Here is a 24384-nt window from a genome sequence, read left to right on the forward strand (position 1 = left end):
CTCATGCCGTAACAAGTCGTCAAAACTAATGCTGTTTGGGGCTAAAAGCAAAAGATCGCAGCCTTCGGCAGCTCCTACACGGGATTGATGTTCACCCTGTAGGAGCTGCCGAAGGCTGCGATCTTTTGATCTTGCTCGAAACCTTACTTCTCGAACCCGCTCGACGGAAACACATCCGTACCGCGCCAACGCCGCACCGAGCGCTGGAAGAACAAGCTGTTCGGCACCTGCACCATGGCGCTGCCAGTCCCCAACTCTTCCGCCTCGATCAACGTGGTGTAAAGCAGATTGATCGCCACCACCCGGCCTTTGACGCCAGGCTTGTCCGTGGTGTCCACCAGCTCAACGATATCGCCCAGCCGGAACGGCCCGACCGTGAAGATCAGAATCGCGCAGAGCAGATTCGACAGCACGCTCCACATCGCGAAGAACGCCACCGCTGCCACCGCAACGAAACCCGACAGCGCCGTCCACAACACCGTGGCCGAGACACCGAGGCGCTCCAGTACGAAGATCAGCGCACTGCCCATGATCAGCCAGCGCAACACGCCGCGCAGTGGCATCAGCAATTGCGGCGGGAACGGATAGCGCTCGCCCAACCGGGTCAGGCCTTTGGCAACGAAGCGCTGAGTGAGGTAACCGGCCAGCAGGATCAGCAGAATCTGCACCGCGAACCAGATCGGCTCGACCCACTCCGCCGGCAGCGGCAGCTTGAACGCTTCCATCAGGACAGCGCCTCCAGCTCCGCTTGCATGCTTTCCAATACCTCGAGAGCTTCCATCCACGCCTCTTCCAGCTCGCCTTCACGAACCTTCAGCCTGGCCTGTTCGGCGAGCAGATCACGCAATTCGTTCTTGCGCGCCGGCTCGTAGATGTCGCTGTCGCCGAGGCTGGCGTCGACCTTGGCCAGTTTCTCGTGAAGCTTGCCCAGCTCGGCTTCGAGCTTGTCAGCTTCACGCTTGTGCGGGGCCAGTTGCTGACGCAACGCAGCAGCAGCCTGACGCTGTGCCTTTTTGTCGGTCTTGTCCGGATTCACCGGGGTGTTACTGACCGGCGCGTTACGCTGGCGGTACTCCACCAGCCAGCGCGCGTAGTCTTCGAGGTCGCCATCGAACTCTTCGACTTTGCCATCAGCGACCAGGTAGAAGTTGTCGGTGGTGCTCTTGAGCAAGTGACGATCGTGAGACACCACCAGCACCGCGCCGCTGAATTCCTGCAGCGCCATGGTCAGCGCCAGGCGCATTTCCAGGTCGAGGTGGTTGGTCGGTTCGTCGAGCAGCAACAGGTTCGGGCGTTCCCAGGCGATCAACGCCAGGGCCAGACGTGCTTTTTCACCACCGGAGAAATTCAGTACCGGCTCATCAATGCGCGCGCCACGGAAGTCGAAACCGCCGAGGAAGTCACGCAGGGTCTGCTCGCGCTCGGTCGGCGCCAGACGCTGCAAGTGCAACAACGGGCTGGCCTTGGAATCCAGCGAGTCGAGCTGATGCTGGGCGAAGTAGCCAACCACGGTGTTCTCGCCACGGGTCAGCCGCCCGCCCAGCGGTGACAGTTCGCCGGCGAGGTTTTTGATCAGCGTCGACTTACCTGCGCCGTTCGGGCCGAGCAGGCCGATCCGCGCGCCCGGGGTCAGTTGCAGCTTGACCTTCTCCAGGATGGTTTTGTCGCCATAGCCCAGACGCGCATCCGACAGGTCGATCAGCGGGCTGGAGATCTTGGTCGACTCGCGGAAGACGAAGTCGAATGGCGAATCGACGTGGGCCGCCGATAGCTCTTCCATCCGCTCCAGTGCCTTGATCCGGCTCTGTGCCTGACGGGCCTTGGTCGCCTGGGCCTTGAAACGGGCGATGTAGCTTTCCATGTGCGCACGTTGCGCCTGCTGCTTCTCGTAGGCCTGTTGCTGCTGGGCCAGACGCTCGGCACGGGCGCGTTCGAACGCGGTATAGCCGCCGCGATACAGGGTGATTTTGCGCTGATCGACGTGGGCCACGTGATCGACGACTTCATCGAGGAAATCACGGTCGTGGGAGATCAGCAGCAAGGTGCCCGGGTAGCTTTTCAGCCACTCTTCGAGCCAGATGATCGCGTCGAGGTCCAAGTGGTTGGTCGGTTCATCGAGCAACAACAGGTCGGACGGGCACATCAATGCCTGCGCCAGATTCAGACGCATCCGCCAGCCACCGGAGAAATCTCCTACCTGGCGATCCATCTGCTCGTTGGTGAAGCCGAGACCGGCGAGCAATTTGCGCGCCCGCGCGTCGGCGGTGTAGCCGTCGGCGCTGTCGAGTTCCGAGTGCAGGCGGGCCTGAGCGGCACCGTCGTGCGCCGCTTCGGCGGCGGCGAGGTCACGTTGTACCTCGCGTAGACGCAAATCGCCATCGAGCACATAGTCGACGGCAAGGCGCTCAAGGGTCTCGATTTCCTGGCGCATGTGGGCGATGCGCCAGTCAGCCGGCAGGAAGCAATCACCCGAGTCGGGGTGCAGCTCACCCCGGATCAGGGCGAACAGGCTCGATTTGCCGGCACCGTTGGCACCGATGAGGCCGGCTTTGTGGCCGGCGTGCAGGGTCAGCTCGGCGTCTTCTAGCAGACGTTGCGGGCCACGCTGTAAAGTCAGGTTCTGAAGTCGGATCATAATGGCGGCGGAGTCTACCAGCTTCGCTCACAACTGGCGCGAGTAGCACGATGTCCTCTGACCTGTGGAGCTTTTCCCTTGCCACCTACGCCCGCCCGGGTGTGGAAGACGCCTGCCTGCAACTGCAAACGGCAGGCGCCAATGTGTGCCTGCTGCTGTGCGGTTTATGGCTCGAACAACGCGGGGTGATCTGTGATGAACAACGTGTAAGCCAGCTTCAGACGCTGACCGAGCCTTGGGATACCGAGGTGGTACAGCCGCTGCGCTCACTGCGGATGCAATGGAAAGCACGGGCCGTTGATGATGCGGTGCTGAAAGGCATGCGCGAGCAGATCAAATCACTGGAGCTTGAGGCTGAGCGAGCGTTGCTGTCACGGCTTGAAGGGGTGGCGCAGGAATGGCCGCTAAACGATGCAGGCTCGAAGACCTGGCTTGAAGCATTGGCCGGCATGGCGGCCAGCCCGAACCGCGACGCGCTGCAAGTGCTGCGCGTCGCGGCAACCGGCACTTAGGAAGCGCTGGTCGGGTTGTTGCTGACGCTCGACGCAGCGGCTGGCGATGGCGCAGTCGAAGGAGTCGAGGTGGTGGCGGCTGGAGCAGCGGCGGCTGGCGTGGCCGGAGTGGCTGGCACGGCAGGCTTGGCAGCTGGAGTGGTAGCCGGTTTGGCGGCAGCTGGTTTGGCAGCGGCAGGCTTTTTCACGGCTGGTTTTGCGGCCGGTTTGGCAGTTGGTTTTGCAGCGGCAGGCTTGGCAGCAGTGGTCGCTGGTTTAGCAGCGGCGGCTGGCTTGGCGGCGGCTTTCACTGCTGGTTTTGCAGCCGGCTTGGCGGCAGGTTTTGCCGCGGTTTTTACAGCGGGTTTAGCTGCAGCCGGTTTTGCGCCTGGCTTGGCAGCGGCGGTTTTTGCAGCAGGTTTTGCGGCTGGTTTCGCCACAGCTTTCGCCGCAGGTTTAGCGGCTGGTTTGGCAGCTGCAGTTTTCGTCGGAGCAGCTTTGCTCGCGGCTGGTTTTGCAGCCGGTTTGGCGGCGGCCGTTCTAGCGGCTGGCTTGGCAACAGCTGGTTTTGCAGCAGTGGTTTTAGCCGCTGGTTTGGCAGCGCTGGCGGCAGCCGGTTTTTTCGCCGCAGGTTTGGCCGCAGGTTTGGCCGCGGTTTTGGCAGCTGGCTTGGCCGCCGCTTTCACCGGTGCCTTGGCAGCAGGTTTGGCCGCCGGTTTTGCAGCAGGTTTAGCCGCTGCGGTTTTCGCTGCAGGTTTAGCCGCTGCAGCCGGTTTGGCAGTCGCTTTCTTCGCCGGTGCCGCTGCCGGTTTGGCGGCGCGGGTGGACAGTACTTTGCCCACGGCTTCTTGAACGCGCCCCACACCCTGGGCCAGTTTCAGGCTTTCCTGGGCATCGCGCTTGAGTTGCAGAATGTAGCTGCGAGTGTCGGACTGACGATCCTTCAAGGCATCGAGCAGGTCTTCCAGTTCTTTCACTGCGGCCTTGGCTTTGTTCTGCGCCTTGGCTTTACCGGCAGTGGCTGCGTCCTGCAATTTGGTGCGGGATTTGTGCAGTTTTTCCTGCGCCTTGCCGCGTTGCTTTTCCAGTTTGGCGAGCAGTTTTTCAGCATCAGCCAAGGCTTGGGAGCAAGCGTTTTCCAGATGCTCGAGCAAGCTGCCCGAGAGTTGTTGGAGTAAGTGCAACGGAGTATTTACAGGCTTCTTGGTGGCCGACATGGTTTACCTCCTGGCTGACGTGAGTGCGGCTCATACTAGACCTCTGCAGTTACCGCCGCTAGGGCATCTTGACAGTATCGATTGCGTTGCGTTGCACCGAATCGAAAATGTTCTGCGCGAAGTCAAAAGCAGTTCACCGTTGCAGACGTTCGCGCTGGCATAATCCACCGCATCTCAGGACGGAGTGTGCCCATGTCGCGCTACTTTTTTTTATCCCTCTGCATGGTTTTTTCGGCCGTTCACGCTGACGAAAAAAACACCGCGAACGATGCTCACGATCTGGCCTACAGCCTCGGTGCCAGCCTCGGTGAACGGCTGCGTCAGGAAGTCCCGCAACTGCAGATTCAGGCGCTGGTCGATGGCTTGCAGCAAGCCTACCAAGGCAAGCCGCTGGCGCTGAGCGAAGCACGCATCGAGCAGATTCTGGCCGATCATGAAGCGCAAAATGCCGAGCACTCTGCACAGCCTTCAAGTGATGCGGCGATGGAAAACGAGCAACGCTTTCTCATCGCTGAAAAAGCCAAACCGGGTGTTCAGGAACTGGCTGACGGCATCCTGCTCACCGAGCTGACAGCGGGTACCGGTGCCAAGGCTGGCCCCGATGGAAAAGTGCAGGTGCTGTACGTCGGACGGTTGCCGGACGGCACCGTGTTCGATCAGAACACTCAGCCGCAATGGTTTAACCTCGACAGCGTGATTGCCGGCTGGCGCACCGCGTTGCAGAACATGCCGGTAGGCGCGAAATGGCGACTGGTGATTCCATCGGACCAGGCCTATGGCGCTGACGGTGCCGGTGACCTGATTGCGCCGTTCACACCGCTGGTGTTTGAAGTGGAATTGCGTGGTGCGACGAGTTGATCGGGAAATAAAAAACGGTGCGCTTTCGGGCGCACCGTTTTTTTTGATCAGGGTTCGGGATCAGGCCTGAACCGGATCTTCTTCCTTGTGTGCTGTGTGCAGCACTTCAATCAGGCAGTCTTCAAGCTCGAAGCGCTCGTGGAGCAGGCCACCTAGCTCTTTGAATTTCTCTGCAACGCATTTGCCTTCATCGCACAGGTCGTTGAAGGCTAGAAGCTTCTCGGTAATGACATCGATGCGCGGATAAATCGTATCGGCGAGTTCCAGCCCACGCTTGTCGTTGAAAGCCTTGGCTTCGCCCGTCAGCTGTTCGTAGATTTCGAAGTGCCCGGCCGAGACGTAATCGACCAGCACACCGCAGAATTCCTGCAGAGGCTTGCGGTTCTCGGAGAGCGACTCAGGCTGTGCACCGAGTTTGTCGTAGGCACCGATCAGCTCTTCACGCTCTTGCAACCAGCGGTCGATCAGCAGATGAACCCCACCCCAACGTTCCTGAGCATTCTGACAACTTTCGAGCATGGCGATCTCTCTTCCCTTGTGGGTCATGCTGCCCTACACCCGCGCCCCTCTTTTGATTCTGGCTTGGGGGTCGGCCGGGCAGAGCGTCATCGAGCAACATAAATCCAATGACACGTGCGGGCCAGATTATGCCCGCACGCCTATGGCTTCAAGGTACGCAGGAGATAAAGTTCATACAAGTGTTTAATCCCGCAACAGCACTGGGTGCGACGCTTGGCCGCTGAGCGGGCGTTGCAGAGCACTCCATACCAGCCGCAACAATTGATACACCGCCAGAATCGATACCGCGACAAAGAACAGCAGGCTCCACTCCGGGATACTCAGGTCGAACAGCGTCCAGGAAATTTCCGCACAATCGGTACCGCCGCTAAACATTGTTTGCAGGGCACAGATCCATGGCAGACCACTGAACAAGGCCTCGGGAGCAGGCGAGCAATTGAGCAGGTGCAGCATCGGATCGCTCTGTATCAGTACCTGCCGCCAGGCCGCCGTGGTCCCACCCAGGCTGGCGCCCAGGGTCAACAGCCAGTAGAACCACAAACCGACACGTTTGGGACCGTGCACCGCCGCCAGACCACTGACTACGCACAGCAGCGTGAGGAACAGGCGCTGCACCAGACACAGGCTGCACGGCGTCAGGCCGACTGCATATTCAAGATAATAGGAAGCTCCCAGAGCAAAGGCCCCCGCAGTGAAAGCCATGAAGAACAAGGAGCGTGAGCAGGCCAACGACATGGCTTTTCCGTAACAGTAGAGACAGACGGTTACGGTAGAGGAAAGCGTGTCAGCCTTTCAAGGCAAGGCCCTGCCGACAGTTCACCAGAGGTGTAGGGAAAACCCGACAGGATCGAGAGGAATTGGTGTAGACCGCTGTAGGAATTAGCCTCAAGCGCTCAACGAAGTGGAAAATTCAGCCACAAAAGGTAAGCGAGGGAGCGAACTCCCTCGCCACTTCAGACACGGGCCGGAACCGGCAACGGCGCGGCCAGCAGGCGCTCGTCCAGCAGACCAAGGCCTTCCTGGAACAACTGATTGCTGCGCTCGGTATCGCCCAACTGGGCGAGCAGGCGCGCCAGCTCCGCACAGGCCTCGGGATTGCGCTGCACACGCAGACTGCTTTCCAGGTAATCCCGTGCCTTGCCCCACAGACTGGCTTGCAGACACAGGCGGCCGAGGGTCAACAGCAGGCTCGGATCGCTCGGATGCTCCTTCAGCCAGCCTTCGGCGGTTTGCAACTGGCGGGCCGGATCGCTGCCGCGCACCAGTCCGTAGAGACGGGCCAGATGGCTGTCGTACTTGCGTTTGAGGGCAGTGCGCAGCACTTCTTCCGCTTCGACCTGAGCGCCCAACTGCCGCAACTGTTCGGCGTACGCCAACACCAGCGGCGGCTCCTGCCGTTGCGCCGAAGTGAGCTGCTCCCAGGCGCGCGTGAGCGACTGCAAACCCACGCTGCCATCCTCTTCACGTTGCGCTGCCAGCGAGAGGTTTTCACCCCAGGCGCGGCGCTCGAGTTCGGCCAGTTCGGCGCGCGGCAGGACTTTGTCCTTGCGCAATTCCGGCAGCAAACGAATCACCGCCGACCATTCGCCGCGCTGCTGATACAAGCGCTGCAACTGCCGCAACGTCTGCGCATTGTGTGGATGGCGATCGTGCATCGCTTGCAGCGTCACCAAGGCACCGTCAGTGTCGCCACGGTCAGTCTGCAACTGCGCATGACTCAAAGCGATGGCCAGCTCCGCCTGGGGCTGACGCTCAAGCGCGCGCTCCAGCAAACGATCGCACTCTTCGTAAAGACCTTGCTCGTTGGCTGCGCGGGCAGCACCGAGGTAGTACAGCAATGGCTGGCGCTCGGCTTCAGCCGCTCGAGACAGGTGACGCTGAGCGCTGGCCCAGCGACCTTCGGCCAGATCCAGTTGACCGTGCTCAATCGCCACCTGCACGCGCCGACTGCGGTTGCGGCGTGACCATGGGTTGACCACGCCACTGGAGGTCATGACCAATTCGACCAGTGCCTTGATCCCCCAGATCAGCAGCCACAACACCGCGATGACCGCCAGCGTCGCCCACAGGCTGGACTCGTAGCGGAAGCTTTTGTAGGCCACCAGCACGTAACCGGAATGCTCGGCAATCGCCAGACCCAGCGCCGCTGTCGCCGCGATCACCAGAAACACGATCACATACAGGCGTTTCATGGCGTGGTCTCCTGCGCGGTGTTGGCGGCAGGCTTGGCGAAGGGTTTCACCGACTCTTCGGCGTTAACGTTGCGCCGTTCAAGATAGGCTTGCACCGCACTCAGCGTGCCGGCCAGATCAGGCGTCGTGACCGTGACCGGCTCCTTGCTCAACTCACCGACCTGTTCGAGCATCACTTTGCTTTGCGGATTGTCCGGGTTGAAATTGCCCTTGAGCACATCGCGCGCTTCGGCCAGCGCCTGGGTATAGACTGGCGCCTGACCGTTGAGGGCTGCCCACTGCGCCTGCTCAAGCGCAAGGCTCAGGGCCAGACGCACCTGACTCAGGCTCTGCCCGGCCAGCAGCGGCCGCACATTCTTGTCGGCATTGAAATCGATACGGATATAGCGCGAGACCTGATCCCACCACTGCGCCCAACGACTGGCGCCGTCACCGTCAGCGGTCAGACCCAGCAGCGATTCGCCACGATCCTTGTACTCCGGCGCAAGCTCGGTGAGGTCGATGACTTGATCACGCAGCGCGCCGAGACGCAGGAACAGACCGGTGCGATCCGGTTGCGAAGTACTGCGCAGCGCCACCAGGGTTTTCGCCACTTGCTCGCGGGCGGCGAAAGAGCCTGGATCGTTTTGCTCACGGAGAATTTCGTCAGCGCCCTGGACCAGCGCCTGAGCGCTGCTGATGTCCTGCAAAGCCGACAAACGCAGACTGGCCAAGCGCAGCAAATGCTCCGCCTCGGCCAGACGCCAGTCCTTGCGGCTGGCGCCCAGCACCGTTTCCAGACGTTGATTGAGGCGCTGCTGATCACCTTGAAGCTGGGTCACCAGACGTTGGCGCTCGGCAAGTTCGTCGGCACCCGGCAGCTGCGCGAGGCGCTCGGTCAGACGCTGTTCATTGAGCTTCAGGCTTTGCGCCTGATCGTTCAATGCCTGCACTTCACCGGACTGCTGTTGAGTGTTGGTCTGCAGGTGACGAACCTGCCAGACACCCCAGCCGCCGATCGCAACACCGGCAGCACCGAGCAACAAAGCGACGATGGCCAGTCCATTGCCTCGGCGCGGCTCTGTGGCCGGCGGTGGTGTTTCAACCTGGGGTTCAATCACAGGCTGGACGTCATCTTTTGGCAAGGCTGTTTCGCTCACGTATCCATCCTTTGCATTAGAAAACGGGTTCGGGATACTCCCGCAACGCCGTCAGCAAAGCCGCGGCACTCGCGCCGCGGCAATCCACAACTGTTTGAGCCCCGGCGGCTCGTGCCTGCTCGGCGACTCTTGGGCTTGGTACAAACAACGGCAACGGCGCGATAGTCGGCCAGGCATCGCCGGCCATTTGGCGCAGATGCTCGAAACCCTGTCCACTGCTGACCACCAGCCCGTTCAAGCGTTCCGCTTCGATCCGCCGTGGCAGCTCATCCGGGGCATAGGCTGGCAGGTCGCGTCGATACAATTCCAGATACTCGACACTAGCACCTAGCTCACGCAAGCGCTCGGCGAGCAGTTCACGCCCACCCTCCCCGCGCAAGATCAATACCTGCGCGCCGGGCTGGCTGACCGCCTCACGCAGACGCGGTAACTGCAGCAAGGCTTCGCTGTCATCGCCGGCGGCCGGGAAGTTCGCGTCCAGACCGTGATCCAGCAAAATCTGCGCAGTCGCCGCGCCGACACTGAACCACGGCATCGTCAGCGCAGATGCACCTTCGAGCAGATCCAGCGCAATACGCGCCGCCGGTTTGCTGACGACAATCACTGCACTGCAACTTGGCAACTGCGTAATCGCCTGACGAATTTTCTCAGAGACTGGCAGCGGGACAATGTCCAGAAGCGGCAAACAGCTACTGAAAACGCCCTGCCCGGCCAACGTCTGCGCCAGCGCCGCACAGTCTTCCGCGGGGCGCGTCAGCAGCAGGCGCCAACCGGTCACTCGTGATCTGCCTCGCCGTAGACCGCTTTGAGAATGTCGTCGGCGCCCTGGCTGAGCAGGTCTTCGGCGACCTTCACACCCAGTGCTTCGGCATCGGCCCGTGGCGCGCGCGCTTGGGCGCTGAGCAGCTTGCCGCCGCTTGGCTCACCGACCAGACCACGCAACCACAACTGCTCGCCTTCGAGCACGGCATAGCAGGCGATCGGCACTTGGCAGCCGCCATTCAAATGTTTGTTGAGGGCACGCTCGGCGGTGACGCGCGACGAGGTGTCGGCGTGATGCAGCGGTGCGAGCAAGGCGTGGATTTCGGTGTCGGCGCTGCGGCATTCGATGCCGACTGCACCTTGGCCACCGGCCGGCAGGCTGTCATCAACACTGATCGCCGAAGTGATGCGATCTTCGAAGCCGAGGCGGATCAGGCCGGCGGCGGCGAGGATGATCGCGTCGTACTCACCGGCATCGAGTTTGGCCAGGCGAGTGTTGACGTTGCCGCGCAGAAAGCGGATCTGCAGATCCGGACGACGGGTGAGCAACTGTGCCTGACGACGCAGACTCGACGTGCCGACAATGCTGCCGGCAGGCAATGCTTCCAGGCTGGCATACGTATTGGAAACGAAGGCATCACGCGGATCTTCACGCTCGCAGATGCAGAACAGGCCGAGGCCTTCCGGGAAGTCCATCGGCACATCTTTCATCGAGTGGACGGCGATGTCTGCTTGGTTTTCCAGAAGCGCAGTTTCCAGTTCCTTGACGAACAGGCCCTTGCCACCGATTTTCGACAGTGGCGAATCGAGCAGTTTGTCGCCGCGACTGACCATAGGCACCAGCGTCACCAGCAGGCCCGGATGGGCCGCTTCAAGACGGGCTTTGACGTATTCGGCCTGCCAGAGGGCAAGCGCACTTTTACGGGTGGCGATGCGGATTTCGCGAGAGGACATGGATCAATCCGTACTGAATAGATACGGCGGATAATAACAGCTCAGCCAAATCCACTTTGACTTGAATCAGAGTCGGCGCGACCTCCCTGGCCCGCAGTGCCTGGTAAAAAGGAGCTGGAGCTGTCCGGAATGACCGGGTTACAGGCCCTGCATCATCTTGCGCACACCGGCCACGTGCCGACGACTGACGATCAGCGCATCACCATTTAGCCCCTTGAGGAACAGCTGGAAATGCCCCAGCGGCGTACGCTGCAGACGTTCGATGCGGTCGCGGGCGACCAGCGCGTTGCGATGGATACGCACAAAGCGCTCGCCGAATTCGTCTTCGAGGGCCTTGAGCGGTTCGTCCAGCAACACTTCACCGGCCTCGTGGCGCAGGGTCACGTACTTGTGGTCGGCGATAAAGTAGACGACCTGATCCAGCGGGATCAGTTCGATGCCTTTGCGGGTGCGGGCGCTGATGTGGCTACGCGGGCCGCTGCCACTTTCGGCAGCGGGACGGGTCAGGGCCGAGAGTTGCGCCCGATTGGGACGTTCAGCCCGTTTCAGGGCGTCATGCAGATGTTCGGTTCGCACGGGTTTCACCACATAGCCCACGGCGCTGGCCTGCAGGGCTTCCACGGCAAATTCATCGGGGCTGGTGCAAAACACCACGGCCGGCGGCGTTTCACGTTCGCACAAACGGGCAGCAACCTGCAGGCCATCGAGACCCGGCATGCGGATATCGAGCAGCACGATATCCGGCTTGTGGCTGTCGATCAGTGCCAACGCCTCTTCGCCATTCGTGGCGCCGGGCTCCAGAACTGTATAACCCTCGAGCTCGCTCACCATTCGGCTGAGGCGCTCGCGAGCCAGTGGTTCGTCATCAACGATCAGGACATTCATATTGCGCTGGATTCCTGCGTGAGTCTCGCACAAGGATAGCGTAGACAGGTGAAGTGACGTCCGTCACCGCGATCCACGCTAAGACTAGCCCGAGCGCCAAAAAGTGCCGTACGTCGGCCAGCAATATTTGCCAGTGTCCGGGTCGTACTGCTCAAAGCCCGCTGTTTCCTGCGTTTCTCACGGGGTTTGCCGAAGGACAAAACACCCACCCCCTCTTCTTCTAGTCGCCGGCCAGACCTTTGCGCGATCCAGAGCCGCGTCGACCCTTATGTCCAACTGTAGACGCTCGCCGGGCCGATATTGCTCAATCGAAAAATATCCTTGTGCAAATCCCCCGGCACCAGCGGCCACTATGGCTGACGCAATGAGAAAAAAACGTATCGACCAGTGTCAGCGACAGGATTGGCAACCCTGTTATTATCCGCGCCAGCGTTTCACGCCTTCTTTCTTCAAGCCGATACGAGCGAATTCATGAGCACTGACAAGACCAATCAGTCCTGGGGCGGCCGCTTCAGTGAACCCGTCGACGCCTTCGTCGCCCGCTTCACCGCCTCCGTCACTTTCGACCAGCGCCTGTATCGCCACGACATCATGGGCTCGATCGCCCACGCCACCATGCTGGCCAAGGTCGGCGTGCTGACCGATGCCGAGCGCGACAGCATCATCGATGGCCTGAAGACCATTCAGGGCGAAATCGAGGCCGGCCAGTTCGACTGGCGCGTTGACCTCGAAGACGTGCACATGAACATCGAAGCACGCCTGACCGACCGCATCGGCGTCACCGGTAAAAAGCTGCACACCGGCCGTAGCCGTAACGACCAGGTCGCCACCGACATCCGCCTGTGGCTGCGTGACGAAATCGACCTGATCCTCGCCGAGATCACCCGCCTGCAGAAAGGCCTGCTGGAGCAAGCCGAGCGCGAAGCCGCGAGCATCATGCCGGGCTTCACCCACCTGCAGACCGCGCAGCCAGTGACCTTCGGGCATCACATGCTGGCCTGGTTCGAAATGCTCAGCCGCGACTACGAGCGCCTGGTCGACTGCCGCAAGCGCACCAACCGCATGCCGCTGGGCAGCGCCGCGCTGGCTGGCACCACCTACCCGATCGACCGCGAATACACCGCGCAATTGCTGGGTTTCGACGCCGTCGGCGGCAACTCGCTGGACAACGTCTCCGATCGCGACTTCGCCATCGAATTCTGCTCGGCCGCGAGCATCGCGATGATGCACTTGTCGCGCTTCTCCGAAGAGCTGGTGCTGTGGACCAGCGCGCAGTTCCAGTTCATTGATCTGCCGGACCGCTTCTGCACCGGCAGCTCGATCATGCCGCAAAAGAAAAACCCTGACGTACCGGAGCTGGTGCGTGGCAAGACCGGCCGCGTGTTCGGCGCACTGATGGGTCTGCTGACCCTGATGAAAGGCCAGCCGCTGGCCTACAACAAGGACAACCAGGAAGACAAAGAGCCGCTGTTCGACGCCGCCGACACCCTGCGTGATTCGCTGCGTGCCTTTGCCGACATGATCCCGGCGATCAAGCCCAAGCACGCGATCATGCGTGAAGCGGCGCTGCGCGGTTTCTCCACCGCGACCGACCTGGCTGACTACCTGGTACGCCGTGGCCTGCCGTTCCGTGACTGCCATGAAATCGTCGGTCACGCGGTGAAGTACGGCGTCGACACTGGCAAGGATCTGGCCGAGATGAGCCTGGAAGAACTGCGCCAGTTCAGTGATCAGATCGAGCAGGACGTGTTTGCCGTGCTGACCCTGGAAGGCTCGGTGAATGCTCGTGACCATATCGGCGGCACTGCGCCGGCGCAGGTCAAGGCAGCTGTGGTGCGCGGTCAGGCCCTGATCGCTAGCCGCTAACAGAAAAAGCCAAAAGCATCGCGAGCAGGCTCACTCCTACATTGGAATGCGTTCCCCTGCAGGAGTGAGCCTGCTCGCGATAGCTGCTTTCAACTCACTACAAACCTCACTTCTTGGCAGCGATCATCGCCAAAAACGCCGGCATCGCCGCCTCTTTATCCGCTGCAATCCTCTGCACATGCGGATTCTGCTCAAGCCGCTCCAGCAGCGTTTTCGCCTCGGGCATCTGCGCCAGAAAATCGATCCCGAACAGTTTCTGCCCGACCGCACAGGCCAGCGGCACGCTGTAGAGGAAGTACAAGTCGGCAATGCTCAGACTGTCGCCCGCCACATACGGGGCGAACTTGCCGTGCCGACCCAGCGCCGCAAAACCCAGTTGCAATTCAGTCTTGGTCTTTTCCTTGATCGCGTCCGGCAGGGTCATGCCGAAGAACGCCTCGCCGTAACAGGCGCGTCCCGGCAGCTCGATGTACAGCTCGATTTCCTTGGCAATCGCCAGCACCTGCGCGCGTTCGAATGGATCGCTCGGCAGCAGTGGTGTGCCTTTCTGGGTCTGCTCGAGGTATTCGAGGATGATCGCGGTTTCGTTGATAAAACCAGCGTCTACACCCAGCACCGGCACTTTGCCGCGCGGGCTGATGGCCAGAGACTCCGGTGTCTGCGTCGGGTAGAACGTGACCTCTTCGAACGGCAGGCCTTTTTCCAGCAGTGCCAGTTTGACCATGTTGTAGTAGTTGCTGACTGAGAATCCGTAGAGCTTGAACATCACATAGCCTCCAGGCCGTGCGGGGTGGGCAGTGCCTGTTTATAGATCGCTCAAGCCTTTCCCGCCAGCAGCATCACACCGCTGAATGCGGGTAAACTGGCGCCTTTCCTTGAGGAGCCTGCCATGAGCGAGCCGACAGACATCGACAACGACAATGACGAAGAAGAGTTCGCCGAGGCTACGTTGATCGAAGCCATCGAGAACCAGATCGAAAGCGACAACCCGCCAGCGGCCAAAGCGACCTTCAACAAGCTGACCCTGGTGGGGGTTGAGCGCGAAGAGATCCTCAATCTGATGGCACATGTGCTGGCCTATGAGATTGACGCGATGCTCGATGAAGACCGCGCATTTGATACTGAATGGTACGAAGCGGCCCTGCGTGCACTCCCTGAGTTGCCACCAGAAAAAGCCTAAGATCAAAAGATCGCAGCCTTCGGCAGCTCCTACACAAATCCCCTGTAGGAGCTGCCGAAGGCTGCGATCTTTTTTATGGGGACTACACTGGAATCCGCCTCACGACAAAATCCCTGATCTGAGCACTGGACATGCCGCAAAAGCGGGTTCACCTTAGGGGCGCTGTCGTCCAATTCCTAGAAAGTCTGGAGTCCTTATGTCGCTTACCCCTGAGTTGGTTGCCGAACTGGAAGTCCTTGCACTCTTTCCCCTGGACAGTTCCCAGGAAGGTTTGAAAATTCATCAGACCGCTGCCCCGAAACATATTTCTGCCGCCAAACGCCTCTTTGAAAAAGACCTGACCGATCAGCCCGATGGCGGGTATCTGACCAGCCTCGGTCGCGACGCCGCACAAAATGTGCAAACCGTGCTGACCATTCTGAGAGAGCAAGAAACCGCCTGATTCTTCCCGACTTCGCCCACGGGAACTCCTGCCACGGGATTTCCGCGGGCCTGCCCGGCCATCCGCGATAGAAATCTGACGTCAAAAAACAAATTCAGCTAAAAGTCCCGCTGCGCTAAGGCTAAACTGCCTCCCATTCCGAGACCCTCTTCGTCCGAGCTTGCGAGCCGGTTTGAGCTGACATGACGCGCACCCACGAAATCCGCCCCGACCTGGACGAAGGCATCGACCGCAAGGTGCTCAGCCAGCTACGCGCGCGCTTTCTCAAACTCAATGAAGGCCGCCTCGGCCGCGCCCTTGAGGGCTTGTCGACCCGCCAGCAAAGTGTTTTGACGCTGTTACCGCTGTTCTTTCATGTTAATCACCCGCTGCTGCCGGGCTACGTGTCGGGCAGTACGCCGGCCGGCCTGTCGAATTACGAGCCAGACGCCAACACCCTCGCCGAGGCGCAACGCCTGACCCGTTCGTTCTCCTACAAGCCGCGCCACGGCAGCAATCCGCCGCGACCGATTCATGGCCTGTTCCTGATGGGCAGCCTCGGTACGCTGGCGCAAGCCGATCAGAGTGACATGGACGTGTGGGTCTGCCACGCGCCTGACTTGAGCGAAGGTGAACTCGCCGAACTGAGCAAGAAATGTCAGTTGCTGGAAGCCTGGGCCGCGAGCCAGGGCGCCGAGGCTCATTTTTTCCTGATCGACCCGGTGCGCTTCGTCAAAGGCGAACGCGACACCCAACTCAGCTCGGAAAACTGCGGCAGCACCCAACACTATCTGCTGCTCGACGAGTTTTATCGCACTGCAATCTGGCTGGCCGGGCGCACGCCGATCTGGTGGCTGGTGCCGGTTTACGAAGAAACTGCGTACGACCTTTACACCCACACCCTGCTGTCCAAGCGTTTTATCCGCGCCGACGAGACCCTCGACCTCGGTCATCTGGCGCGGATTCCGCCGGGCGAATTCATCGGTGCCGGATTGTGGCAGTTGTTCAAGGGCATCGAGTCACCCTACAAATCGGTGCTCAAGCTGCTGCTGACCGAGGTCTACGCCAGCGAACACCCGCAGGTGCAATGTCTGAGCCTGCGCTTCAAAAAAGCTGTGTTCGCCAATCAGCTCGATCTGGATGAGCTGGACCCGTACATGGTCGTGTACCGGCGTATCGAGGAATACCTCACCGCGCGCAACGAGCCGGAACGGCTGGAGCTGGTTCGTCGCGCGTTGTACCTGAAGGTCAACCGCAAGCTCACCGGCAATAGCCGCACCCAGAGCTGGCAACGCACGTTGCTGGAGCGGCTGGCCAGCGAGTGGCATTGGGATCAGCGGCAACTGACGCTGCTCGACAGCCGCAGTCAGTGGAAAGTCCGCCAGGTCAGCGCCGAACGTCGCGCGCTGGTCAACGAGCTGAACTACAGCTATCGCTTCCTGACCCAGTTCGCCCGCACAGAACAAACCGTCAGCCTGATCAATAAACGCGATCTCAATGTGCTGGGGCGCCGGCTCTACGCGGCCTTCGAACGCAAGGCCGACAAGGTCGAATTCATCAACCCCGGCATCGCCCCGGATCTGGCCGAAGACACCCTGACCCTGGTGCAATCACGCAATAAAAAGGAACCGGGACAAACCCAGTGGGGCCTGTATAACGGCAGCCTCACGGCACTGGAGTGGGAACATTTTGCGCCGATCAAGCGCAGCCGCGAGTTACTGGAGCTGTTGACCTGGTGCCACCGCAACGGCGTGATCGACAGCAGCACCCGCCTGGCCCTGCATCCCGGCACCAGCGACCTGAGCGAGTTCGAGCTGTTCAACCTGCTCGGCAGCCTGCAACAGTGCATTGCCCTGCCCTTGCCCACCGTCGCGGAAGAACCGTTGCTGCGTGCAGCGGTGCCAAGCGAAGTGCTGATTCTGGTCAACGTCGGCGTCGACCCGCTCAAGCATCACCGCGACCTCAATATCCTGATGACCACCGAGCGCACCGACTCGCTGAGTTACGCCGGGGTGCGCGAAAACCTCGTGCTGACCCTGGATCAGGTCACGCTCAATAGCTGGAATGAAGTACTGGTCAACCGCTTCGACGGCCCGCATGCCCTGCTCGACTGCCTACGCGATTACCTCAACAACCTGCCGCGCGGGCCGTTGCAGCCGTCATTGAAGGTGCGCTGCTTCTGCCACAACCGCGCGCAGTTCATTGCCCGTCGCGTTGAAGAAATCATCGACACCGCGCAGAACCTGTTGCTCAGCGAGTTGAACCATCGCTACCTGATTCAGGTTCAGCAGCATTATCACGTGCTGGAATTGGTGCCGGGCCAGGTCAACCATGTGGCGCTTGCCACCCTGCCGGCCCTGCTCGATTACCTTGGCGAAGAACAGCCGCGCTACAGTCCGCTGCACCTGGATCCCATGGCACTGGAAGATAACGACCTCGCGCTGATCCTGCCGATGGGCCAGCCGGAGTGCATTCAAGTGTTCTATCGGATCACCGAGCAGCAGGCCGAGCTGTACGTGCTGGATGAGTTCAACGCGCTGTGGCAGCAACATTTGCCCTATCACGACGAGCAGAGTCTGTTGGTGCCGTTGCAGCGCTTCCTGCAATCGATTCTGTTTCGCCGCGAAGCCGTGCTGCCGATGGACGCCGGTCCCGACGGCCGTCTCGACACTTTGTATTACCAGCTATTGCCTTCAGGTCCGGGGCGCGCGCGCCGGGTCGAAGCGCGGCCGGCACCGCAGACGCCAGTGAACAAGCCGTTCTACGACGTGCAGGCGATCGTCGGCAAAGCCGCACCGGGCGAAGTGCAGGTCACGCTGTATTGCAATCAACGGGAATTCAGCGAACTGGAACATGGCGACCAGCTGTTCAGCGTGGTCGCCCGGGAGATCGTCGAGCAGCGCCGCGAGAGCGAACGCTATCGCTGCTACATCACCGACCTCGACCTTTCCGGCCTGCTCGGTGACGGGCAGAGTTCAAGCAATCTGTATCTGCGCTACAAGGCTGACCTGGAGCGCGCTCTGAACGAGGCACTCGAACAGGTCTGAGGCGGGTTACTCGGGAAACGCGCCACCGTTGGCCGGTTGCGATTCGACTTCAAGCAAAGTCAGCTTGAGGGTCTTGCCACCGGGAGCCGGCCAGTCAATGTGCTGACCGACTTTCAGGCCCAGCAACGCGCTGCCGACCGGTGCCAGAATGGAGATCTTGCCTTCATCGGCGTTGGCATCCTTGGGATAGACCAGCGTCAGGTGATAGTCCTTGCCACTGCCTTCTTCGCGGCAATGCACACGGGAATTCATCGTCACGACATCGGCGGGCACTTCATCGTGGCCGACCACGGTGTCGGCGCGGTCCAGTTCGGTTTGCAGCGCAATCACGCCCGGCGCAGCCTGGTCTTTATCGTTCAGGTTGTCGATCAAGCGCTCCAGACGTTGCACGTCCAGACGGGTAAGGGTGATGGAAGGTGCGGTCATGATCCGGGCAGACTCCTTTCTTCTGCACACAAAAAAAGCAAAACCCCGCCAAAAAAGACGGGGTTTTCACCAAGCCTCGATGGGTTGAGGCGTGTTCGGACACTATCACAGCTCAAAAAATATACAAGTCACGCCCCGGCGCACTGTTTGCGCTGCGACGCCTGCGCGCAAATCACGCGCCGCCGCTCGTCGTCCGCCGAACGCCATTCGCGAATGTCCTCGACATGGCGGAAACAACCGAGGCAGACCTTCTGCTCATCCAATCGGCACACGCCGCTGCACGGCGAGGGCACGGCCGGGCTGATGTTGCTGTACAGCGGCTTCGGTGGCCGAACGGGAGCGGTGTCAGTCACGGAATCACAGACCTTCGAAATCGAATTCAGCGCCAGCCTGCTGCTTGACGATGCGCTCTAGCATTTCGCCCAGTTGCTCTTCGCTCTTGTCGCACATCCAGCGCTCGCTTTCTTCGTCGTAGTCGAAGTGGAAACCACCGGACACTGCCGCCAGCCATAGCTGACGCAGCGGCTCCTGGCGGCTGAAGATCAGCTGCGAGCCGTTTTCGAACTTGACGGTCAAGACACCTGCCGAGCTCTCCAGGTCGATATCCAGGTCGCTGTCATCAAAGATATCTTCCAGCGTCTGCTGGGTAGCATCGACCAGATCGTGGAAACGGGCTTCGGACAAACTCATTGCGGCAACCTCAAAAAATGTCTGATCAGGCACAAGCGCCGAAAGATACGGACGCTGCTGGCCGATTGCAAAGATTAACGACCAAGCACCGGTCAGGGCATCGAACACCCAACCCTGTGGGAGCGAGCCTGCTCGCGAATGGCCGGCACATTCAACATTATTGTTGCCTGACACACCGCCATCGCGAGCAGGCTCGCTCCCACAGGGTTACCAGTGCTCACGGACAAGCCCCGCCGGACGGGAACCCCCTCGCATAGGCAAGCTGCCGGGTGGCCGGTATACTCCGGCGCAATTAACGCATTTTCAAGGATTTCGCCATGAAGCGCCTGATCTCTTCCCTTGCTGCGCTCGTCGCGGTTGCCTGCCTCGTTTCGGCCTGTGGTCAAAAAGGCCCGCTGTACCTGCCGGATGACGATCAGGACCCGGCCGAGCAAGCCCAGTCTTCGCAGAAGCAGCCGTCCAAAGCACACAAGCACGACGTTTACCAATAAGGGATCGCCATGGACGCTTTTAACTACCGTGGCGGGGAGCTGTTCGCGGAAGGTGTGGCGCTGTCCGCCATCGCCGACCGCTTCGGCACGCCCACCTATGTTTACTCGCGCGCGCATATCGAAGCCCAGTATCTGGCCTATGCCGATGCGTTGGCCGGCATGCCGCACCTGGTCTGCTTTGCGGTCAAAGCCAACTCCAACCTCGGCGTGCTGAATGTCCTGGCCCGCCTCGGCGCCGGTTTCGACATCGTCTCCCGTGGCGAACTGGAACGCGTGCTCGCCGCTGGCGGCAGCCCTGACAAGATCGTCTTCTCCGGTGTCGGCAAGACCCGTGACGACATGCGTCGCGCCCTCGAAGTCGGCGTGCACTGCTTCAACGTCGAATCCACCGACGAGCTCGAGCGTCTGCAAGTGGTCGCTGCCGAGCTCGGCGTTCGCGCACCGGTATCGCTGCGGGTGAACCCGGACGTTGATGCCGGCACCCACCCGTACATTTCCACCGGTCTCAAAGAGAACAAGTTCGGCATCGCCATCGCCGACGCCGAAGACGTGTACGTGCGCGCCGCGCATCTGCCGAACCTGGAAGTGGTCGGTGTCGACTGCCACATCGGCTCGCAACTGACCACGCTGCCACCGTTCCTTGATGCCCTCGATCGCTTGCTGGATCTGGTCGACCGTCTCGGCGACTGCGGCATTCACCTGCGCCACATTGATCTCGGTGGTGGTTTGGGCGTGCGCTATCGCGATGAAGAGCCGCCATTGGCTGCCGACTACATCAAGGCTGTGCGCGAGCGCTTGAACGGACGTGACCTGGCGCTGGTGTTCGAGCCGGGCCGTTTCATCGTCGCCAATGCCGGCGTGCTGCTGACGCAGGTCGAGTACCTCAAGCACACCGAACATAAAGACTTCGCCATCGTCGACGCGGCGATGAACGACCTGATCCGCCCGGCGCTGTATCAGGCGTGGATGGACGTCACCGCGGTCAAACCGCGTGACACCACTGCGCGCAAATACGACATCGTCGGCCCGATCTGCGAAACCGGCGATTTCCTCGCCAAGGACCGTGAATTGGCCCTGGCCGAAGGCGATCTGCTGGCCGTGCATTCGGCCGGTGCCTACGGCTTTGTGATGAGTTCCAACTACAACACCCGCGGCCGTGCTGCCGAAGTGTTGGTAGACGGTGATCAGGTTTTTGAAGTGCGCCGCCGCGAAACCGTGGCCGAGCTGTTTGCCGGCGAAAGCCTGCTGCCGGAGTAACCCATGCTGCTGCGTTTTACCAAAATGCACGGCTTGGGCAATGACTTCATGGTTCTCGACCTGGTCAGCCAGCACGCGCATATTCAGCCAAAGCACGCCAAGCAGTGGGGCGACCGCCACACCGGCATCGGTTTCGACCAGTTGCTGATCGTTGAGGCACCGAGCAATCCGGACGTGGATTTCCGTTACCGGATCTTCAATTCCGATGGCTCGGAAGTCGAGCAGTGCGGCAACGGTGCGCGCTGCTTTGCACGCTTCGTGCTCGACAAGCGTCTGACCGCCAAACGGCAGATTCGCGTCGAGACCAAGGGCGGCATCATCGAACTGGACGTGCGTAACGACGGCCAGATCGGCGTGAACATGGGCGCCCCGCGTCTGGTGCCAGCGGACATTCCGTTCGAAGCGCCGGCGCAGGCCAGCAGCTATCAACTGGAAGTCGACGGCACCACGGTCGAACTGGCCGCCGTGTCGATGGGCAACCCGCACGCCGTGTTGCGCGTGCAGGACATCAACAGTGCACCGGTGCATGAACTGGGGCCGAAAATCGAACACCATCCGCGCTTCCCGGCGCGGGTCAATGTCGGTTTTCTCCAGGTCATCGACCGCAACCGCGCGCAACTGCGCGTGTGGGAACGTGGCGCCGGGGAAACCCAGGCCTGCGGCACCGGCGCGTGTGCAGCGGCTGTCGCTGCGATCAGCCAGGGGTGGATGGATTCGCCGCTATTGATCGACCTGCCCGGCGGGCGCCTGTCCATTGAATGGGCTGGCCCTGGCCAACCGGTGCTGATGACCGGTCCGGCAGTGCGTGTATACGAAGGACAAGTACGTCTTTGAGTGAGCAGAAACCATGACCGATAAGCCTCAGGTACCCGCCCGACAGTCCGACGAATCAGCGTCCGAGAGCCTGGAGGCGGCAGCGGTTGCCGCATACCTGGAGGCTCATCCGGACTTCTTCGTCGAGCACGAAGAACTGCTGCCCGCCCTGCGCATTCCTCACCAGCGTGGCGATACCGTTTCGCTGGTCGAGCGGCAGATGACCATTCTGCGCGACCGCAACATCGAGATGCGCCATCGCCTCTCGCAATTGATGGATGTCGCCCGCGACAACGATCGACTGTTCGACAAGACCCGCCGTCTCATACTGTCCCTGATGGACGCCGCCAGCCTCGAAGACGTGGTGATCAGCGTCGAAGACAGCCTGCGCCAGGATTTTCAGGTGCCCTTTGTCAGCCTGATCCTGCTCGGTGACAACCCGGCACCGGTCGGTCGCTGGGTCACTCACGCCGACGCACAAGTCGCCATCGGTGGCTTGCTCACCGAAGGCAAAAGCGTCAGCGGTAGCCTGCGCGAGCATGAGCTGGATTTTCTTTTCGGCGAAGAACAGCGCAAACAGATCGGCTCCACCGCCGTGGTCGCGGTCAGTCATCAAGGCATCCACGGCATTCTGGCGATCGCCAGCCGTGATCCGCAGCACTACAAGAGTTCGGTCGGTACGCTGTTCCTCAGCTACATCGCCGAAGTCATGGGCCGCGTGCTGCCACGGGTCAACAGCTCCCTGCGCTCGGTACGCTGAGCATGGAACGGCAACTTGACGCTTACTGCGAACACCTGCGCAGTGAGCGACAGGTGTCGCCGCACACGCTGTCGGCCTACCGCCGCGACCTCGATAAAGTCCTCGGCTGGTGCGTGAAACAGAACATCGGCAGTTGGGCGGCGCTGGATATTCAGCGTCTGCGCAGCCTGATTGCTCGTCTGCATGCACAAGGTCAGTCCTCGCGCAGCCTCGCCCGGCTGCTGTCAGCGGTGCGCGGGCTTTACCACTATCTGAATCGCGAAGGTCTTTGCGACCACGACCCGGCAACCGGTCTGGCACCGCCGAAGGGCGAACGTCGCCTGCCGAAAACCCTCGATACTGATCGCGCACTGCAACTGCTTGAAGGGGCGGTCGAGGATGATTTTCTTGCGCGGCGCGATCAGGCGATTCTGGAGTTGTTCTATTCCTCCGGCCTGCGTCTTTCCGAATTGACCGGACTCAATCTTGATCAGCTGGACCTTGCTGACGGCATGGTTCAAGTCCTCGGCAAAGGCAGCAAGACCCGACTGCTACCGGTAGGTAAAAAGGCCCGCGAAGCACTGGAACAATGGCTACCGTTACGGGCCATGACCAACCCCGCAGACGACGCCGTGTTCGTCAGCCAGCAAGGTCGGCGCCTCGGCCCGCGAGCGATTCAGGTGCGGGTCAAACTGGCCGGCGAGCGCGAACTGGGACAGAACCTGCACCCGCACATGCTGCGCCACTCCTTCGCCAGCCACCTGCTGGAATCCTCGCAGGACCTGCGCGCGGTGCAGGAACTGCTCGGCCACTCCGACATCAAGACCACGCAGATCTACACCCACCTGGACTTCCAGCACCTGGCGGCGGTCTACGACAGCGCCCACCCACGGGCCAAACGCATGAAAGGCGATGATTCATGAGCATCCAGTTGATCACCTTCGACCTCGACGACACCTTGTGGGACACCGCTCCGGTGATCGTCAGCGCCGAAGCGATATTGCGCGAATGGCTGAGCGAACATGCGCCGAATCTGGGCGCGGTGCCGGTGGAGCATTTGTGGGGGATTCGTGAGCGGGTGCTGGCCAATGAACCGGGGCTGAAACATCGCATCAGCGCGCTGCGCCGGCGGGTGTTGTTCCATGCACTGGAAGAAGCCGGGTACGCCCATGACGAGGCGTCAGCGCTGGCGGACAAGAGTTTTGAAGTGTTTCTGCATGCGCGGCATCAGATCGAAGTGTTCCCTGAAGTCGAGCCGGTGCTGGAGATTCTTGCCAATCACTACTCACTTGGCGTGGTCACCAATGGCAATGCTGATGTGCGTCGATTGGGCCTGGCGGACTACTTCAAGTTTGCGTTGTGCGCGGAAGATATCGGCATCGCCAAACCGGATTCTCGGTTGTTTCATGAGGCGCTGCAGCGTGGTGGTGCTACAGCCGAAACAGCCGTGCATATTGGCGATCATCCGGGCGATGACATCGCCGGGGCGCAGCAGGCCGGGTTGCGGGCGATCTGGTTTAATCCGGCGGGGAAAGTCTGGGAAGCGGATCGTCTGCCGGACGCTGAAATCCGCAGCCTGAGCGATTTGCCGGCGGTGCTTGCCCGCTGGAATGCCACCTCGAAATAATCCACAAACCCTGTGGGAGCGAGCTTGCTCGCGAAAGCGTCAGGTCAGTCACGGCAATGCTGAACGACCTACCGCATTCGCGAGCAAGCTCGCTCCCACAAGGGAACTGCATTCACTTCAGCTCCTTTATTCCAGGCATGAAAAAGCCCGCAGCGACGGCGGGCCTTTTCAGCAA

At 60.9% G+C, this 24384-nt stretch carries 26 protein-coding genes; 12 read left to right on the forward strand and 14 right to left on the reverse strand.

The window, feature by feature from the left end:
* Positions 1–143: 143 nt before the first annotated feature.
* On the reverse strand, positions 144–725 hold the full coding sequence (locus H8F23_RS27445) for a mechanosensitive ion channel family protein (RefSeq protein ID WP_093429732.1): 582 nt from the start codon (positions 723–725) through the stop codon (positions 144–146).
* The gene (locus tag H8F23_RS27450; RefSeq protein WP_194936444.1) at positions 725–2635 is read right to left on the reverse strand and encodes an ATP-binding cassette domain-containing protein; all 1911 of its coding nucleotides are present in this window, start codon (positions 2633–2635) and stop codon (positions 725–727) included. Before H8F23_RS27450 ends, H8F23_RS27445 begins: the two co-directional genes overlap by 1 nt.
* 50 nt (positions 2636–2685) lie before the next feature.
* Here H8F23_RS27450 and H8F23_RS27455 point away from each other — a divergent pair, with 50 nt between their 5' ends.
* A complete protein-coding gene (locus H8F23_RS27455; RefSeq protein ID WP_194936445.1) occupies positions 2686–3147 on the forward strand; it encodes a TIGR02444 family protein in 462 nt (153 codons plus the stop codon).
* On the opposite strand, the gene H8F23_RS27460 is transcribed toward H8F23_RS27455, so the two are convergent.
* Positions 3144–4343: an AlgP family protein gene (locus H8F23_RS27460; RefSeq protein ID WP_194936446.1), complete on the reverse strand. Its 1200-nt coding sequence runs from the start codon at positions 4341–4343 to the stop codon at positions 3144–3146. The two genes, H8F23_RS27455 and H8F23_RS27460, sit on opposite strands and share 4 nt — an antisense overlap.
* 192 nt (positions 4344–4535) lie before the next feature.
* Here H8F23_RS27460 and H8F23_RS27465 point away from each other — a divergent pair, with 192 nt between their 5' ends.
* Positions 4536–5201 (forward strand): FKBP-type peptidyl-prolyl cis-trans isomerase, encoded by a 666-nt coding sequence (locus H8F23_RS27465; protein ID WP_116254262.1) that lies wholly within the window; start codon positions 4536–4538, stop codon positions 5199–5201.
* 60 nt (positions 5202–5261) lie between these two features.
* Here H8F23_RS27465 and rsd read toward each other — a convergent pair whose 3' ends face one another.
* The 7 genes from rsd to H8F23_RS27500 form a co-directional block, all read right to left on the reverse strand.
* On the reverse strand, positions 5262–5720 hold the full coding sequence (gene rsd / locus H8F23_RS27470) for a sigma D regulator (protein WP_194936447.1): 459 nt from the start codon (positions 5718–5720) through the stop codon (positions 5262–5264).
* A gap of 183 nt (positions 5721–5903) precedes the next feature.
* The gene (locus tag H8F23_RS27475) at positions 5904–6455 is read right to left on the reverse strand and encodes a disulfide bond formation protein B (protein ID WP_093429726.1); all 552 of its coding nucleotides are present in this window, start codon (positions 6453–6455) and stop codon (positions 5904–5906) included.
* Positions 6456–6673: 218 nt separating this feature from the next.
* Positions 6674–7912, reverse strand: coding sequence for a heme biosynthesis protein HemY (locus tag H8F23_RS27480; RefSeq protein WP_194936448.1), 1239 nt, complete (start codon positions 7910–7912; stop codon positions 6674–6676).
* Positions 7909–9051: a uroporphyrinogen-III C-methyltransferase gene (locus H8F23_RS27485; RefSeq protein WP_093429724.1), complete on the reverse strand. Its 1143-nt coding sequence runs from the start codon at positions 9049–9051 to the stop codon at positions 7909–7911. Before H8F23_RS27485 ends, H8F23_RS27480 begins: the two co-directional genes overlap by 4 nt.
* 16 nt (positions 9052–9067) lie before the next feature.
* A complete protein-coding gene (locus tag H8F23_RS27490; protein ID WP_194936449.1) occupies positions 9068–9829 on the reverse strand; it encodes a uroporphyrinogen-III synthase in 762 nt (253 codons plus the stop codon).
* Positions 9826–10767, reverse strand: coding sequence for a hydroxymethylbilane synthase (gene hemC / locus H8F23_RS27495; RefSeq protein ID WP_194936450.1), 942 nt, complete (start codon positions 10765–10767; stop codon positions 9826–9828). Before hemC ends, H8F23_RS27490 begins: the two co-directional genes overlap by 4 nt.
* Before the next feature lie 138 nt (positions 10768–10905).
* On the reverse strand, positions 10906–11652 hold the full coding sequence (locus tag H8F23_RS27500; protein WP_194936451.1) for a LytR/AlgR family response regulator transcription factor: 747 nt from the start codon (positions 11650–11652) through the stop codon (positions 10906–10908).
* A gap of 471 nt (positions 11653–12123) precedes the next feature.
* Here H8F23_RS27500 and argH point away from each other — a divergent pair, with 471 nt between their 5' ends.
* Positions 12124–13518: an argininosuccinate lyase gene (gene argH, locus H8F23_RS27505; RefSeq protein WP_095049356.1), complete on the forward strand. Its 1395-nt coding sequence runs from the start codon at positions 12124–12126 to the stop codon at positions 13516–13518.
* A gap of 106 nt (positions 13519–13624) precedes the next feature.
* On the opposite strand, the gene H8F23_RS27510 is transcribed toward argH, so the two are convergent.
* A complete protein-coding gene (locus H8F23_RS27510) occupies positions 13625–14284 on the reverse strand; it encodes a glutathione S-transferase family protein (protein ID WP_194936452.1) in 660 nt (219 codons plus the stop codon).
* A 123-nt stretch (positions 14285–14407) separates the two neighbouring features.
* Between H8F23_RS27510 and H8F23_RS27515 the strand changes: the two genes are divergently transcribed.
* The 3 genes from H8F23_RS27515 to H8F23_RS27525 all read left to right on the forward strand — a co-directional run bounded on the left by H8F23_RS27515 (position 14408) and on the right by H8F23_RS27525 (position 18166).
* A complete protein-coding gene (locus H8F23_RS27515; protein ID WP_194936453.1) occupies positions 14408–14698 on the forward strand; it encodes a hypothetical protein in 291 nt (96 codons plus the stop codon).
* Positions 14699–14894: 196 nt separating this feature from the next.
* Positions 14895–15140: a TIGR02647 family protein gene (locus H8F23_RS27520; RefSeq protein WP_008084565.1), complete on the forward strand. Its 246-nt coding sequence runs from the start codon at positions 14895–14897 to the stop codon at positions 15138–15140.
* A 182-nt stretch (positions 15141–15322) separates the two neighbouring features.
* Positions 15323–18166, forward strand: a complete 2844-nt coding sequence (locus tag H8F23_RS27525; protein ID WP_194936454.1) for a class I adenylate cyclase — start codon at positions 15323–15325, stop codon at positions 18164–18166.
* A gap of 6 nt (positions 18167–18172) precedes the next feature.
* Here H8F23_RS27525 and rnk read toward each other — a convergent pair whose 3' ends face one another.
* The 3 genes from rnk to cyaY form a co-directional block, all read right to left on the reverse strand.
* A complete protein-coding gene (gene rnk, locus H8F23_RS27530; RefSeq protein ID WP_194936455.1) occupies positions 18173–18592 on the reverse strand; it encodes a nucleoside diphosphate kinase regulator in 420 nt (139 codons plus the stop codon).
* Between the two features lie 128 nt (positions 18593–18720).
* Complete coding sequence (locus H8F23_RS27535; RefSeq protein WP_194936456.1) at positions 18721–18945, reverse strand: DUF1289 domain-containing protein; 225 nt, start codon at positions 18943–18945, stop codon at positions 18721–18723.
* 4 nt (positions 18946–18949) lie between these two features.
* Positions 18950–19282, reverse strand: a complete 333-nt coding sequence (gene cyaY, locus H8F23_RS27540; protein ID WP_123454569.1) for an iron donor protein CyaY — start codon at positions 19280–19282, stop codon at positions 18950–18952.
* A 317-nt stretch (positions 19283–19599) separates the two neighbouring features.
* Between cyaY and lptM the strand changes: the two genes are divergently transcribed.
* From lptM to H8F23_RS27570, 6 genes are read left to right on the forward strand one after another with little or no spacing between them, the layout of a single operon-like run.
* On the forward strand, positions 19600–19773 hold the full coding sequence (gene lptM, locus H8F23_RS27545; protein WP_007911098.1) for an LPS translocon maturation chaperone LptM: 174 nt from the start codon (positions 19600–19602) through the stop codon (positions 19771–19773).
* A 9-nt stretch (positions 19774–19782) separates the two neighbouring features.
* On the forward strand, positions 19783–21030 hold the full coding sequence (lysA, locus tag H8F23_RS27550) for a diaminopimelate decarboxylase (protein WP_194936457.1): 1248 nt from the start codon (positions 19783–19785) through the stop codon (positions 21028–21030).
* A gap of 3 nt (positions 21031–21033) precedes the next feature.
* On the forward strand, positions 21034–21864 hold the full coding sequence (gene dapF / locus H8F23_RS27555) for a diaminopimelate epimerase (RefSeq protein WP_095119833.1): 831 nt from the start codon (positions 21034–21036) through the stop codon (positions 21862–21864).
* Between the two features lie 13 nt (positions 21865–21877).
* Positions 21878–22603: a DUF484 family protein gene (locus H8F23_RS27560; RefSeq protein WP_064116398.1), complete on the forward strand. Its 726-nt coding sequence runs from the start codon at positions 21878–21880 to the stop codon at positions 22601–22603.
* Between the two features lie 2 nt (positions 22604–22605).
* Positions 22606–23505, forward strand: a complete 900-nt coding sequence (gene xerC, locus H8F23_RS27565) for a tyrosine recombinase XerC (protein WP_007950060.1) — start codon at positions 22606–22608, stop codon at positions 23503–23505.
* A complete protein-coding gene (locus tag H8F23_RS27570) occupies positions 23502–24209 on the forward strand; it encodes an HAD family hydrolase (protein ID WP_194936458.1) in 708 nt (235 codons plus the stop codon). Before xerC ends, H8F23_RS27570 begins: the two co-directional genes overlap by 4 nt.
* The last annotated feature ends 175 nt before the right edge of the window (positions 24210–24384 follow it).

The sequence above is a fragment of the Pseudomonas neuropathica genome, assembly GCF_015461835.1.
Taxonomy (GTDB): Bacteria; Pseudomonadota; Gammaproteobacteria; order Pseudomonadales; family Pseudomonadaceae; genus Aquipseudomonas; species Aquipseudomonas neuropathica.